General features: G+C 40.5%; 17 protein-coding genes. 13 read left to right on the top strand and 4 right to left on the bottom strand.

All coding sequences use genetic code 11. The features are described from left to right. Together HYS07_10125 and HYS07_10130 are read left to right on the top strand one after the other, a co-directional pair. Positions 1-457: SPASM domain-containing protein (locus HYS07_10125; GenBank protein MBI1871535.1), on the top strand; the 457-nt coding region annotated here is incomplete at its 5' end. 41 nt (positions 458-498) lie between these two features. Beyond that, entirely contained in the window at positions 499-1,458 is a 960-nt protein-coding gene (locus tag HYS07_10130; protein MBI1871536.1) for a HAMP domain-containing histidine kinase, read from the top strand. A gap of 13 nt (positions 1,459-1,471) precedes the next feature. Here HYS07_10130 and HYS07_10135 read toward each other — a convergent pair whose 3' ends face one another. Next, the gene (locus HYS07_10135; protein MBI1871537.1) at positions 1,472-2,122 is read right to left on the bottom strand and encodes an HAD family hydrolase; all 651 of its coding nucleotides are present in this window, start codon (positions 2,120-2,122) and stop codon (positions 1,472-1,474) included. Positions 2,123-2,296: 174 nt separating this feature from the next. Between HYS07_10135 and HYS07_10140 the strand changes: the two genes are divergently transcribed. The 5 genes from HYS07_10140 (at position 2,297) to HYS07_10160 (ending at position 5,233) form a co-directional block, all read left to right on the top strand. Then, positions 2,297-2,794, top strand: a complete 498-nt coding sequence (locus HYS07_10140; protein MBI1871538.1) for a Spy/CpxP family protein refolding chaperone — start codon at positions 2,297-2,299, stop codon at positions 2,792-2,794. A gap of 74 nt (positions 2,795-2,868) precedes the next feature. Next, a complete protein-coding gene (locus tag HYS07_10145) occupies positions 2,869-3,480 on the top strand; it encodes an RNA polymerase sigma factor (protein ID MBI1871539.1) in 612 nt (203 codons plus the stop codon). Further along, the gene (locus HYS07_10150) at positions 3,477-3,806 is read left to right on the top strand and encodes a hypothetical protein (protein ID MBI1871540.1); all 330 of its coding nucleotides are present in this window, start codon (positions 3,477-3,479) and stop codon (positions 3,804-3,806) included. Before HYS07_10145 ends, HYS07_10150 begins: the two co-directional genes overlap by 4 nt. Then, entirely contained in the window at positions 3,803-4,186 is a 384-nt protein-coding gene (locus HYS07_10155; protein MBI1871541.1) for a hypothetical protein, read from the top strand. Before HYS07_10150 ends, HYS07_10155 begins: the two co-directional genes overlap by 4 nt. A gap of 75 nt (positions 4,187-4,261) precedes the next feature. After that, entirely contained in the window at positions 4,262-5,233 is a 972-nt protein-coding gene (locus tag HYS07_10160) for a response regulator (protein MBI1871542.1), read from the top strand. Here the strand turns inward: HYS07_10160 and HYS07_10165 are convergent. Beyond that, positions 5,230-5,619: a response regulator gene (locus HYS07_10165; GenBank protein MBI1871543.1), complete on the bottom strand. Its 390-nt coding sequence runs from the start codon at positions 5,617-5,619 to the stop codon at positions 5,230-5,232. The genes HYS07_10160 and HYS07_10165 overlap by 4 nt on opposite strands. 290 nt (positions 5,620-5,909) lie before the next feature. Here HYS07_10165 and lpdA point away from each other — a divergent pair, with 290 nt between their 5' ends. The 4 genes from lpdA to HYS07_10185 all read left to right on the top strand — a co-directional run bounded on the left by lpdA (position 5,910) and on the right by HYS07_10185 (position 10,194). Beyond that, complete coding sequence (gene lpdA / locus HYS07_10170; GenBank protein MBI1871544.1) at positions 5,910-7,292, top strand: dihydrolipoyl dehydrogenase; 1,383 nt, start codon at positions 5,910-5,912, stop codon at positions 7,290-7,292. 172 nt (positions 7,293-7,464) lie between these two features. Beyond that, complete coding sequence (lipA, locus tag HYS07_10175; GenBank protein ID MBI1871545.1) at positions 7,465-8,337, top strand: lipoyl synthase; 873 nt, start codon at positions 7,465-7,467, stop codon at positions 8,335-8,337. Between the two features lie 146 nt (positions 8,338-8,483). Beyond that, positions 8,484-9,881 carry an aspartate ammonia-lyase gene (locus HYS07_10180; GenBank protein ID MBI1871546.1) on the top strand — a complete coding sequence of 466 codons (1,398 nt, stop codon included), beginning with the start codon at positions 8,484-8,486 and terminating at the stop codon, positions 9,879-9,881. A 49-nt stretch (positions 9,882-9,930) separates the two neighbouring features. Then, positions 9,931-10,194, top strand: a complete 264-nt coding sequence (locus tag HYS07_10185; protein ID MBI1871547.1) for a DUF167 domain-containing protein — start codon at positions 9,931-9,933, stop codon at positions 10,192-10,194. Between the two features lie 139 nt (positions 10,195-10,333). Here HYS07_10185 and moeB read toward each other — a convergent pair whose 3' ends face one another. Beyond that, the gene (gene moeB, locus HYS07_10190) at positions 10,334-11,479 is read right to left on the bottom strand and encodes a molybdopterin-synthase adenylyltransferase MoeB (GenBank protein ID MBI1871548.1); all 1,146 of its coding nucleotides are present in this window, start codon (positions 11,477-11,479) and stop codon (positions 10,334-10,336) included. A 317-nt stretch (positions 11,480-11,796) separates the two neighbouring features. On the opposite strand from moeB, the gene HYS07_10195 reads away from it, so the two are divergent. Next, the gene (locus HYS07_10195) at positions 11,797-12,243 is read left to right on the top strand and encodes a nucleotidyl transferase AbiEii/AbiGii toxin family protein (GenBank protein MBI1871549.1); all 447 of its coding nucleotides are present in this window, start codon (positions 11,797-11,799) and stop codon (positions 12,241-12,243) included. Between the two features lie 10 nt (positions 12,244-12,253). Beyond that, positions 12,254-13,213 carry an aldo/keto reductase gene (locus tag HYS07_10200; protein MBI1871550.1) on the top strand — a complete coding sequence of 320 codons (960 nt, stop codon included), beginning with the start codon at positions 12,254-12,256 and terminating at the stop codon, positions 13,211-13,213. A 39-nt stretch (positions 13,214-13,252) separates the two neighbouring features. Here HYS07_10200 and HYS07_10205 read toward each other — a convergent pair whose 3' ends face one another. Then, positions 13,253-14,470, bottom strand: coding sequence for an ATP-binding protein (locus HYS07_10205; protein MBI1871551.1), 1,218 nt, complete (start codon positions 14,468-14,470; stop codon positions 13,253-13,255). Positions 14,471-14,606 lie beyond the last annotated feature (136 nt).

Consider the following 14,606-nt stretch of genomic DNA (forward strand, 5'->3'; position numbering starts at 1 on the left):
AGAATCTGGTTTTGAAAAAGAAATTCTCACCGTTGGAAATCCTGTGGATGGAGTTTATCTTTATCTCAAGTTGAAAGAAGAAAAAGAAGGAGTTCAGGCGCAGGAGGTTTTAGATTTAATCAGCTTGAACGGGGGAGGCCAGTTTGGATCTGGGGTGGGGCTAGGTTGTATTGATTTTTATGGGAATGTTCATCCAGATCAATTTTCCATGGGGGTCACCTTGGGCAATGTAAAAGAGAGACCTTTCAGTCAAATCTGGATGGATCTTAACAATGAACTTCTGCGAGGTCTCAAGAATCGCTTGCCCTTATTAAAAGGAAAATGCAAGTCGTGTGATTGGAAGAATCAATGCGGCGGGGGCTTGAGAACGCGCGCCCATCTTGCGTTTGGTGACCCTTGGGCAGAAGATCCCGGATGTTATTTAACCTTGAAAGAGATAGGCGCTAGGAATAAGTAGTTCATTTCTTAGATAATCTGGAATCGTAAATACGAAGCGATATGATTTCTCAACAAGTGAAATTATCTATTTTGGGAATGGTTCTGGGCTTGGGGAGTCCTCTGGGATGGATGTTGATTCGGCTTTTGGAAGAAGACCAAACTTTAGGAATGATTGCGATCTTAAAAGAACTAAGTCAATTTCGCAGTCTTTATATTTATCTTACAATCGGAACCATTTTTTTCTTTTCTATCTTTGGATATTTTATGGGGCATTTACTTCAAAAGGTGGTGAAAAAGGATGGTTTGCTTGAAGCCAAGACTCAAGACTATATGCGAATGGTGAGTTTTGTGGCTCATGAACTTAAAACGCCCCTGACTTCTGTAAAAGGCAGAATTGATTTAGTGTTGATGGGGCGTTATGGAGAGGTCGATGAGATCGTAAAGGAGAATTTAATCAAGGCAAACTTTGGGTGTGATCAAATCAATGAAATGATTTCTGTGTATTTGAATCTTGCTCGAATTGAGCGTGGAGAATTGAATGTCAAAATCTCTAAAGTAGATATTTATCATGATGTGATCTTGCCGGTTATTGAAGAGATTTCAGGGATACTAGAGGGACATGGCATGCGTATTCAGTTTCAAAATTTTATTGAAAATCAATCTTATGGGCTGGATGGGGATTCTCAATGGTTGAAAGTTGTTTTTAGAAATCTTTTTGCAAATGCTATTCGCTATGGCTACCGTGACACTGCAATTGAAGTTCGATTGAATGATGCGAACTCTTCGTGGAAGATCGAAATTTTTAACCTAGGTTACGGGATTCCTTTAGATTATTTAGAAAAAATATTTGAGAGATTTGAAAAAGTCCCCCGACAGGGCGAGATGGCTAATGTGGGAACAGGGTTAGGACTTTATATTGTAAAAGCCATCGTTGAGCAGCATTTAGGAAAAATTCGATGTGAAAGCGAACTGGGAAAATGGGCCAATTTTATTTTAAATTTTCCAAAGATGAAAATTTAAGCGGTTGGCATCTTTAAAACTGATTAAGTAATTCTTCAGGTTTTTGAATGAGCGATTTTGCCCCGCTTTGAAGGAGTTCTTCTCGGGTCCGAAATCCCCAGAGTGCTCCGATCGCATACATTCCAGCAGTAACAGCGGTTTCCATGTCAATTTTTGTGTCTCCCAGAAAGATAATTTTTTCTGGAGGCTCCTCCATTTCTTTTGCAATTTGAAGAGCGGCTTTGGGATGCGGTTTTTTGGGAAGAGTATTTTGTGCCCCTAAGACTACTTTAAATTTCCATTTTGGAAGAAATTGTTCCACAATGATTTTTGTAAAATCGTGTGGCTTGTTTGACAAAATGGATAGCTTTACTTGTCGTTTTGCTAACTCATCTAAGAGCTCTGGAATACCTGGATAGGGCTGTGTTAACTCATTCCAGCGTTTCTGGTACTCTTTTCTCATCGCCTGAACACAATTTTGAATCATTGAATCCTGGCGTTCTTTAGCTGGAAGAGCCATCATGGCGAGATATTCTACCCCTTCTCCTACAAAAGACTTATAGCTTTCAATTGGATGAATTGGGAAGTTAAAGTTTTCGAGAACAGTATTCATCGAATTGGCAAGATCCGCAAGGGTATCCAAGAGAGTTCCATCAAGGTCGAACAATACAGCTTTAAATTTCATAAATATATTTTCTCAAGTGAATGGGTGAAGGGAGTATTTCTTCACTAGAACAAACTATAAATATAAATTATAGATAACCTAGGTTTAAGCAAGAGAAAAAATAATGTAACTTCTTCTTGATTTATTTCGTCTATAAGTTTGAAGGGACAAAACCCCCTTCAGAAAGGGATGGATATGAAAAAGAAGATGCTTTATGGTTTTTTGGTAGGGACAATTTTAATTGCGGGAATGGGAGTTTCTCGATTGAATGCAAATGTGAGGCCTTTTGAAAAGCTGATGGCGCTTGAGGAGAGTGGCCCTGTCTTTCTTCGTTTGATGATGGACATATCGGATTTGAATATCACCACTGATCAGAAGGTAGCGATTCGTGCGATTTTAAAAAAGCATTGGCCGGAGGCAAAGCTGCTTCTGAAAGAGTTGAATGCCTCTCGGATTGAACTTCGGGAGGTGATTAAAAATAGTCCTAACGATGAAAAGCAAATCACCCATGTTGTGTATAAAAGGGCTGATGTTGCAGCGAAATTGGCCGTTTTGAGAGGGAAGGTAACGGCTGAAGCAAGAGCCATTTTAACACCTGAACAGGAAGCAAAGGTCCAGGCTATTTTTGAGAGGGTTGATCATCGTCTTGAACAGGCTCCGGATCGTGTTGAACAGTTCTTGAATCGTGAATAGTCTTAAGAGAGAATAGATCTATCCCGATTTTGGTCGGGGTGGATCTTTCTTTTCTTAAAAAAATGAAGGCAAATGTGATGGACGTATTAAGTCTCAAAGACGATCAATTGATTCAAGAAGCGCTCGGCGGAAATGAATCATCTTTTGAAGAGTTGGTACGCCGGTATAAGGTAGGGGTTATGAAAGTCGTTTACCGTTATGCGAGAGATGCCCATGAGGTGGATGATATGGCTCAAGAAGTTTTTCTAAAGGCTTATTTTTCTTTGAGTCAATATCGTTGTAAGGCCCCTTTTCAACATTGGCTGAGTCGCATTGCAACTCGTGTGGCGCTGGATCATGTTCGGTGGAGGAGCCGTCGGAAAGAGAATTTTTTTAGTGAAATGGCTGAGGAGGATCAGGGGGAGTGGTTGGAAGGTGTTTTATCGTTTTTGTCTTCAGAATCAAATCAAGAAAGTGAAGTGAATCAGAGAGATCGGGCAAGGCTTTTAGAATCCATTTTGGGAGAGTTATCCCCTCGGGATCAGCTGGTATTAAAGGCGATGGAGTTAGAGGGTCAAACGGTTCGAGAAATATCAGAGATGACGGGTTGGGGTGAGTCAGCGATTAAAGTGCGCCTCTTTCGGGCTCGTAAAAAAATGAGAAAAATTTTGGGAAAAAGATGCAAACAAGCGGAGATCCCGTTATGAAAAATGATCAGAAAGAGAAACTTTTGAAAATGGAAGAAACTCTATGGAGTTCAGTAAAAAAGACCTCGATCATTTTCCCTGAAGAGGGGTTTGAGACCCGAGTGATGCGACGGATTCGTGTGGCAAGTGGGGAAGTGTCATCAAATTTTCTAGAATTGCTTGGAGAACGGGCTTGGAGAATGGTGCCCATCGCAGCTACGTTCTTAGTGATTGTGAGTTTGCTTGCTTTTTTTAATTCCTCACAGGAAGGGGAAGACTGGATTACCCTCATGACGGGATCGGGGGTTCACTTAGAATGGTTGATGGGAGAGGGGGAAATGCTATGAGTCGTTTAAAGGCGATGGGTGGAATTCTGATTATTTTTATCATAGGGGTTTTGGTTGGAGGAGTCGGTATTCATTGTCTTGAAAAGAGAATTTTAACGCAAGCTTTTGAAGGATCTGGAAAACTCTCAACTTTTTTAGTGAATCGGATTTCTCGGAGGCTTGATCTTGATTCTATTCAGAAAGATAAACTAGCTATGATCGTTCAGAATTCACGAGAAAAATTAAAAATCATTCGTGTTGAAACCATGCCGCGTATTCAGGCTATTTTTCACGATGCAGAACAGGAAATTTTAAAATTATTAACTCTAGACCAGCAGAAAAAATTTGAAAAGTTAATTCAAAAACGAAAGACTTTTATCGACCGAATGATGGTTAAATAAGCCCCCTCTCATAAAATGAAATTTTTTATTCATTTTATGGAAAAAGGGTATAATCGGGGCTTAGAGGGAGGGCCTATGATGGGAGAAATGGTGAAGGGGGTACTAACAGAAGTAAAACGAATTGCCGTCATCGATGATACCCCAGATACAGTTAAGCTTGTAAGCGAAGTTCTTGCAGTAGAAGGTGTTGAGGTTCTAAAGGCCTATAATGGTGTTGTTGGACTTGAGATGATTTTACAGTCAAAACCTGATCTTGTGTTATTAGATGTGGTTCTTCCAGGATTAGGTGGTTATGAAATATGCCGCAAGGTTAAGTCAAATCCACTCCTTTGGTCTATTCCCATTATCTTTTTAACCTCAAAAGATGAATTAAAAGAGAAGGTTGAAGGTCTTTATAGTGGAGTGGATGACTACATCACAAAACCTTTTGAGATGGAAGAACTCCTGGCACGCATCCGCATGATTTTTTCTCGAAGTGCGAGATATCTTGACGCAAACCCGCTCACAAAATTACCAGGCAATTGCATGGTTCAAAGAAAAATTTCGGAGGTTCTGGATCAAAAACAATCCTTTGCTGTTTGTTATTTAGACATCAATCACTTTAAATCTTTTAATGATCAATATGGTTTTTTGAGAGGGGATAAACTCATTTTAGCCCTGGCCCATCTTTTAGTAGAAACCGTTCAAGGTTATGGATCATCTATGGATTTTGTGGGGCATATTGGAGGTGATGATTTTATTGTTGTAACAACTGTGAAAGTAGCCGACTCTTTGTGCGATAAAATGATTCAGGGGTTCGATCGCATTATTCCTTCTTTTTATGATTCTGAAGATCGTGATCGAGGAGTCATTTTGCTTGCGAATCGCGAGGGTATCCTTCAAGAATTTCCTCTGGCAACCCTTTCCATTGCAGTGGTTACGAATGAGAATAATCAAATTTCCCATGCTGCGCAGATTTCAGCGATTGCTGCCGATCTTAAGTCCTACGCAAAAAAATTCCAACGCAGTTGCTATGTGAAGGATCGTCGTCTCAAGCAACCGATTTAAATCGCACGACCCTCTTTTATTCTTCTATTCTCATTAAATTTTTTCATCAGCCCATGAATTTCTTGAATGTTATAAGGCTTATTTACAAATTCTTTTGCCCCAAGTTTAAGCGTTTGAGAATAAATACCCCAGTCTCCAAAGGCTGTGATGGGGATAAGTTCTGTATTCGGAGAATGTTTTTTGGTGTACTGAATAATTTGAATTCCATCCACTTCAGGCATGCTAATATCCGTAAAGATAATGTCATACGGATTGATTTCTATTAAATGAAGAGCCTCCCTCGCCTTTGTGCAGATGGTAATATCTCGATCGTCAGCCTCTAAAATGCTGTGAAGAATCTCAGCTTGGTCGTGATCATCATCCACCACAAGGATTTTAGTAGCCATAATTCCTCCTTTACCTCTCATTCATTCTAACATGTTTTGGAGGGGGTGTTTCTATGATTTAGATCATCCCACCACCTCTCGTTGGCCCTTTGGGCCAATCCACCAAAGGCGGACCTGCCTTTGGCAGTACGAGAGGTGGTGGGGTCGGGTCAGTTCGACAAAGTCGGACCCACCTTGGGTGGTACAGCAGGTGATGGGATCATATCTTGATATAAAAAATTGATGTGAATATGACTCTACTTCAAGTAGAATCTAATCATTTTACGAACGACAAAAATACAAAGGATGTTATGTATCCTTATGAGTTAGTGGTGATTGGTTCAGGTCCAGGCGGTGCTTATGGAGCTATTCGTGCGGCACAGTTAGGGCTACGCGTGGCCTTGGTTGAAAAAGATGAAGTGGGAGGAGTTTGCCTTAATCGGGGGTGCATTCCTTCAAAGGCCATTATTCGATCCGCTCAAATTTTTGAATTATTAAAAGAAGCAAAGACCTTTGGTATTGGGCTTGAAAAGGTCTCTTTGGATTACCCGATCGTGATTGAAAGAAGCCGAAAAATTGTGGATCGACTCAGTAAAGGTTTGGAATTTCTTCTCAAGAAAAATAAAGTGGATCTGATCAAAGGCAAGGCCTCGATCGCTGACCCTCATCGTGTTTTAGTTGAACCTTCTGTTACCTTAGACACAGAAAAAATTCTCATCTCTACAGGGTCGACTGTTAAAGAGGTTTCAGGATTTAAGATGGATGAAAAATTTATTATTTCAAGTGATCGTGCCTTAATGCAAGAAGTACTTCCCAAATCCATATTTATTTTAGGGGGAGGTGTGGTTGGGGTTGAATTTGCCTATCTTTATCGCTCTTTTGGAGTGGATGTCACTATTTTAGAGGCCCAGTCTAGACTCTTGCCATCGTTAGATGCGGATCTCGGTGCAGAGCTGGAGAGATCTTTTCGAAAAAAAGGGATTAAGGTTCTGTGTTCAAGCCGGGCATCCAGGGCGCAAGTAGAAAATTCTGTTCTAAAAATTTCTTATGAGGATAAGACTCGGGTAGAGAAGGAGCTTTATGCTCATCAGGTGTTGGTGGGGATCGGACGTAAAGCGCTTTCAGAAGAATTAGGACTTGAAAAATTAGGTATAGAACTTGCCAATGGATATATCAAGGTGAGGGATAATTTCCAGACATCTCTCCCTTCTATTTTCGCCATTGGGGATGTGATTGGTCCTCCACTTTTAGCCCATGCGGCCAGTGAAGAAGGTAAAGCAGCTGTTGAAATGATGGCAGGGAAAAGACATGCGCCGCTTACTAAAACGGCGATCCCTAGCTGTGTGTATTGTCATCCTGAGGTTGCCAGTGTAGGGCTATCAGAAGAAGAGGCGAAGAATTTAAATTTGACAGTGAAGGTAGGTAAATTTCCATTTCGCGCTTCGGGAAGGGCTTTGGCTGAAGGGCACGATGAAGGTTTTGTGAAGGTCATTGTTGATGGCTCTTCAGGAAAACTTTTAGGTGGGCATATTATGGGTGAGGGAGCAACCGAACTGATTGCTGAATTGACCCTGATTCAGTCTTTGGGGTTATCAGTTGAACAGGTTCTGGATGTAGTGCATGCTCATCCGACCCTTTCAGAAGCCGTTCATGAGGCGTTGTTGGCGTCTCAGGGGAGAAGTCTGAATATATAAATCCAATAAATCCAAAAATTAAACATCAAAAATCAAAATGACAAATCAAAATTTAAAATATTTTCCCTGCAGTAGCATTAGAAATTTTAGATTTTAATATGTCATTTTGCATTTTGATTTTTGGATTTATAGGGGGGGGCAGAGGGATTATTTTTATCACTTTCACACACAAATGGTTATGGCGACAACAACATTAACTTCACATTCTCGTCTTCCGTCCTGGATTAAGGTCCAGTTTCCGGGTCAGCCTGAGTATTTGAAAACACGGTCTATTTTGCAGCGCTTGCGTCTGAATACTGTTTGCCAGGAGGCTCGATGTCCCAATGTCGGGGAATGCTGGGAGAATCGGGCTGCGACCTTTATGATTTTAGGGGATGTTTGTACCCGAGCTTGTGGTTTCTGTCATGTTTCAAAAGGAAAACCAAAAACGGTTGATTCTGAGGAACCCCTTCGTTTGGCTCAAGCGGTTCGTGAATTAGAGATGAGGCATGTGGTGATCACTTCTGTTGATCGAGATGATTTGCCGGATGGAGGAGCAGGACATTTTGCAAAAGTGGTCGAGAACATTAAAGTATTGAATAAGGATGTGACGGTTGAGGTTTTAACCCCTGACTTTAGAGGAAATAAAGAATCTTTAAGGAAAGTTCTAAATTCCCCCATTGATGTTTTTAATCATAATCTTGAAACCGTTCCCAGACTTTACCGGAAAGCGAGACGAGGTTCCATTTATGAGCGCTCACTTCAGGTTTTAAAGTGGGCGAAGAAGCTGAGGCCTCAAGTGCTTACAAAGTCTGGATTGATGCTAGGTCTAGGCGAAACCTTTTCTGAAGTTTTTTCTGTTCTAAAAGATTTAGTCAATATTCATTGTGATATTTTAACGCTGGGGCAATATTTAAGGCCGAGTGTAGAACAGCTTCCAGTAGAAAAATTTTTAACTCCAGAAGAATTTAATCATTTCGGAAATGAAGCCCGAAAGATGGGATTTCGCCATGTCGAGTCAGGTCCCTTGGTGAGAAGTTCTTACCATGCGTGGAAGCAGGTATGAAAATTCAAAAATCAAACATCAAAGATCAAAATGACATATCAAAATTTAAAATGTTTCTGAAATGCAGAGGGGAAGAGGTATTTTGGATTTTAATTTGTCATTTTGGTTTTTGATGTTTGGATTTTGATATTTAACAAGGAGAAACCATGTCATTTCGTATTGAAAAAGATGCTTTGGGAGAAAAAAAAGTTCCAGTTGAGGCCTATTATGGGGTTCAGACGGAGAGGGCCATTGAGAATTTTCCGATCAGTGGAATAAAAGCCAATCCCTATTTTATTCGTTCGACGGTGCATATTAAAAAAGCTGCTGCCATCGTTCATAGGGATTTAGGGCTTTTAGATCACCCAAAAGCAGATGCCATTGTTAGAGCTGTTGATGAAATTTTATCCGGAAAATTCATGGATCAATTTCAGGTGGATATTTATCAAGCAGGGGCTGGAACCTCGCATAATATGAATGCGAATGAGGTGATTGCGAATCGGGCCAACGAGATTTTGGGTTTCAAGAAAGGGGAGTATTCTCCCATTCATCCCAATGATCATGTGAATATGGCCCAATCAACCAACGATGTGATTCCTACGGCTATTCGGATTGCTAGTTTGATGTTGGTGAATGAATTGATTCCAAGTTTGGATCATTTGTCAAAGGCATTTCAGGAAAAAGCAAAAGAATTTGATTCTGTGATTAAATCAGGAAGAACCCATCTTCAAGATGCTGTACCCATTCGCTTAGGGCAGGAATTTGGAGCTTACGCGAGCAATGTGGCGAGACACAGAGAATTGATACGAAATGCCTCCGCACTCTTGTATGAATTAGGCTTGGGGGGAAGTGCGGTAGGAACTGGGCTCAATACTCATCCTCTTTATCGAGAAAAGGTTGTGAAGACTCTTTCGAAGCAAACATCTATTGATTTTCGTCCTACAAAAAATTATTTTGAAACCATGCAGAGTTTAGCGCCTTTTGCAACGGTTTCAGGCGCTTTAAGAAATTTTGCTCTGGACATGATTCGGATTGCAAATGATTTGAGACTGATGGCCTCTGGACCCTTAGTGGGATTTGGAGAAATTGTTTTGCCTGCCCTTCAGCCGGGTTCCTCGATGATGCCGGGTAAAATTAATCCTGTCATGGCTGAAATGCTCAACATGCTGATGTTTCAAGTGGTCGGAAATGATACCGCCATCATGATGGCCGCTCAGGCGGGGCAACTTGAACTCAACGTCATGATGCCACTCGTAGGGTATCTCTTACCCCATACCCTTGAAATTTTGAAAAATGGACTTCAAGCCTTTGTTCAATTTGCCCTTTTAGGAATTAAGGCGAATGAAAAGCGCTGTTTGAAATATGCCGAGATGACGCCTTCGATCATTACAGCCTTAAGTCCTTATATGGGCTATTCAAAATCGGCGGAGCTTTTTAAAGAATCACTCAAACGAAGAATAGGAATTCGAGAGCTTGTGCTAGAAAAAAATCTTATGACCAAGGAAAAGCTTGATCAGGTGCTCGATCTTAGAAAGCTTACGGAGCCAGGGATTCCGGGGCAATAAAAAAACGGCCATTCGTTTCGTTGTTCACATCGCTTAAAAAAGAAGGTGAATGATATTGAAAATTTTTGTGAAGGCTAAACTGAAGGCCAAAGAAGAATGTGTCAAAAAAATTGACGAAACCCATTTTGAAGTGTTTGTGAAAGAACCTCCCATTGAAGGACGAGCCAATCGGGCGATTATTGAAACACTCGCTGAGTTTTTAAATCTTCCAAAATCGAGTCTGCAAATCATTTCGGGGCTTACTTCCAAGCAGAAAATGATTCAGATCCAAAATCCAAACATTAAAAATCTTGTCGGACAAATCAAAATTTAAAATGTCTCCCTTGCAATAGCATTAAAAATTTTAAATTTTAATATGTCATTTTTCATTTTGATTTTTGGATTTTGAATTAAAAATAAAAGTAGGGGTCAGGCAGTACCTGGGTGGACAAAAATTTACGGTCAGAAGCGTGCTAATACGTTGCTAGCGTTGAATCGATCTCTGTCGCCCAGGCGTGGATGCCTCCTTTTAGGCTTTTTACCCTTTTAAAGCCCATGTCTTTAAGCAATCGAGCGGCGTTGAGGCTTCGCATCCCGTGATGGCAATGAGTGATAATTTCATCGGTTGTGTCCAATTCATTCAAGCGAGTCGGCAGCTCTCCCAAAGGAATTAAAACGGCTTCCTCTAAATGACAGATGTCATACTCGTGAGGTTCTCGTACATCCACAATGACCACTTTTTTACGATTATCAAGAATTTTTTTGAGCTCTTGAGCAGTAATTTCCATCTCGGATGGGTTTTCGGCTTGAGCTTCTTCTCCTGGGCCCATTGCGCAAAATTCCTCATAATCGATGAGACTTGTGATGGTGGGGTGATCCGAGCAAATAGGGCAGTTTGGATCTTTGCGGAGCTTAAGCTCTCGGATTTTCATGTCCAGGGCATAAATAATCATAAGCCGGCCAATTAAGGGATTTCCTTTCCCTAAAATCAACTTAATCGTTTCAGTCGCTTGAATACAGCCGATAAGCCCTGGAAGAATACCTAGAACACCTCCTTCAGCACAGCTTGGAACGAGCCCTGGAGGAGGGGGTTCAGGATAAAGGCATCGATAGCAAGGGCCTTCTTCAGCTGCAAAAACAGAGGATTGGCCCTCAAAGCGATAAATACTGCCATAGACATTAGGCTTTTTGAGAAGAACGCAGGCATCGTTAACCAGATAGCGGGTTTGAAAATTATCGGTTCCATCGACGACAATGTCATATGGCTCAATCATTTGGAGGGCATTATTCGATGTGAGACGCTCTTTATAAATTTCAACATCGATGCTCGAATTAATCGATAAAATACGCTCTTTGGCGGATTCGGCTTTTGAAGTGCCGAGTTTTGCTTCGCTATGAATGATTTGTCGTTGAAGATTAGAAAAATCTACAACATCAAAATCAACAATGCCCATATGGCCAATCCCTGCCGCCGCCAAATAAAGTGCCAAAGGAGATCCCAGGCCCCCTGCTCCAATGCACAGAACGCGTGCATTACATAACTTCTCCTGGCCTTCCATTCCCACCTCCGGCATAATAAGGTGCCGGCTGTATCGTGCAATTTGTTCTTTCGTTAACATACAATCTCCTCAATGATGAAAAACGGTTTAAAGTTCAATGCTCAAAGTTCAAAGAAAACCCAAGCTTGGAAATCCTTGAACTTTGAACCTTAAACTATCTTTAATGAGCCTTCTTTATAGCTTTCTTTCATGAAATTCGCAAGAGTTTTAGAAGGAATTCTTTTGATAGGTGTATTACAATAGAGCCATGATTAAACGCATTTTAACCAAAGGGGAATTATCCACTCAATCTGAGATCGAGGGCAATTTAAAATATTGGTTGAATCAATCTCCTGAGGATCGGATTAGTGCAGTGGAATATTTCAGAAAACAATACTATGGAAGTTCAGCCAGATTTCAAAGATTTGCTCGTGTTGTTCAACAACAACAAAGTTGAATACCTTCTCGTTGGCGGCTATGCCCTCGCTTTTCATGGAGCTCCTCGCTTTACGGGTGATATGGATATTTTCGTAAAACCAGATCCCCAAAATGCAAAGTGCATTATCAATGCCTTAACCCAGTTTGGTTTTGGTTCCCTTGATGTATCTCCTCTGGATTTTGAATCACCAGGAAAAATTGTTCAATTAGGGGTTCCGCCGGTTCGCATTGATATTATTACTTCCACCACAGGGGTGTCATGGGAGGATGCTGTTTCTGGGAAAGTGGATGGAAAATATGGTGATATTCCTGTGAGCTATATGGGTCGGGAAGAATTTATTTCTAACAAAAAGGCGATGGGACGCAAGAAGGATCTTGCCGATGTTGAGGCCCTTGGCGAAGGTTAATTTTAAGTTTATGAAAAAGCGTTTTTTGGGGAAAACTAATTTAGAAATTTCCGAAATGGGTTTTGGTGCCTGGGCCATTGGGGGAAATGCCTATGGCCCGGTCGATGGTCAAGAATCGCTTCGCGCTTTACGATATGCCTTGGACTGTGGAATCGATTTTATTGATACAGCCGATGTCTATGGCAATGGACATAGTGAAGAGTTAGTTGGGCAAGCCGTTCATGGAAGGAGAGAAGAGGTTTTTCTTGCAACCAAGGCAGGTTGGGATTTTACCCATGGAGCGATCCGGAGTAATTTTGACCGCAGTTATCTTGCCTTTGCTTTAGAAGACAGTCTCAGGCGATTAAAAACTGACCATGTAGATTTATTTCAACTTCATAATCCACCTATGGTTTTGGCCCATGATAGGGCTTTGCTGGAATCGCTTCAGAAAATGCGTCAATCAGGCAAAATTCGTTCTTATGGGGTTTCAGTTCATTCTCCTGATGAAGCCTTTTTTTGGATTGAACATACCGATCTTCAAGTGATTCAAATTGTTTTTAATTTATTAGATCAGCGTCCCATTCCTCAATTATTGAAGATTGCAAGTGAACGAGGGATAGGGATGATCGCTCGGGAACCTTTGGCGTGTGGGATGTTGACGGAGAAGTATGGGGTAGAGACTGTTTTCCCAAAAGATGATCATCGGCGCCGTTGGCCAAAGGAAAAAAAAGAAGCCGATTTAGTAAAGATTTTAAAAATCAAAAGCCTTTTACAACCTCTTTGCGTTCCTCTGTCACAGATCGCCTTAGAATTTGTTCTTTCTTTTCCTGAAATTTCAACAACGATCCCAGGGATGAAAACTGTAGAGCAAGTTAAGGCAAATCTCAAAGCCATTCAGGAAAAATATTTAACTTTTGAAAAGGTTCAACAACTGGTTGATCTCTATCAGAAAGATAGTATCTTTTCACAAGGGCTATACCGAAATTAATGAAAATTGTAAAAACCTGTTGGGTCTAATAAAGGAAAGTTAAGGTAGAGTAGCCAACCAACGGCTGGCGGTCACAATTAAAATTTGCTGTTTTTGATTTGAAATTTTTCTTGCAATATTGGGTCGATTGACCAATTGCAAAGCAGGTATATTTAAATGCGACTGAAATTTCAAAAGACTCTTTGAAACTCCTGTTTCAGAGAGTTTGGCCTCCACTAAAATTTGAGGAACGTGATTATTGGCGATTAAGAAATCAACTTCTTCTCCCTCTTTATTGCGCAAATAATGTAAATCAAAGTTTCCGAGTCCAAGATCATTCCAATTTGAGACGGCTCTTAATAACTCTAGAGCAATCCTATTTTCAAATTTTGCTGAATCAGAAGGAATATTCACGACATCAAAAAGATAGAGTTTCTTTTCTTTTTTGATGGCCCGAGAAATTTTATTTGACCAAGGAGAAATTCTAAAGGCGATAAAAAAGGATTCAAAAACCTTTAGCCAATCTCGAACGCTGTTAAAAGAAACCTGAAGGTCTTGCGCCAGGTTTGACAAAGATAATGGGCTTCCTACTTTTGAGGGAAGGAGCGAAAAGAGTATTTCCACATCGTCCATATTTTTTAGAGAAGTCATATTTCTAATATCTTCGCGAATCAACTGCTGCCCATAATTTTTAGACCATCTTCGATGGACGGTTTCTCGCCCTGATAAATAGGGTTCTGGAAAACCGCTTAAGCGAGAGAGATTTTCCCATATCTTTAGAAGAGCGGGATCATCATCATCAAGCATCAACGGATCTTTGAAAAAATCATTAAAAGATCGGCGTTTTCCAGCAAGTTCGGCCAGGGTAAACGGCCACAAGGTCAGTAGAAAGTATCGACCCGCCAATGAATCTCCTCCTTTTTGAAAAACATTCAGACGACCACTTCCCAAAACTAAAAATTGATACTGATTTGAAAACTGATCATAGATTCCTTTCAAATAGTTTTTCCATTTCCTGTATTTGTGAATTTCATCATAAATCACCAAAGGGGGAGTGTTATCCTTTCGATGGACTTCCTCAAAAAATGTAGGTTTCTGAATGAGAAGTGATTTATTCGTGATCAAGTCCCAATTAAAATAAACAGAACTTGAAAAATCTTTAGCCAGCATGCGGGCAAACGTCGTTTTTCCAGATTGACGAGGCCCGGCCAAAAAAATCATGGACTTATCTTTGGAAAGGTCTTCCCAAATATGATGATAAAGAATTCGTTTAAGCATGTGACTATATTAACATTAAAAGTGAAATGGTCAAGACTTTTCCATGGTATAATATGAAAAAGTCATTTCATTAGAATGGTAATTTCAATTGCTTAAGGTTGTCTTGAATTGATAAAATCAGATTTTCTAAAATGAA

The organism is Chlamydiota bacterium, assembly GCA_016178055.1.
In the GTDB taxonomy this organism is placed as follows: Bacteria; Auribacterota; JACPWU01; order JACPWU01; family JACPWU01; genus JACOUC01.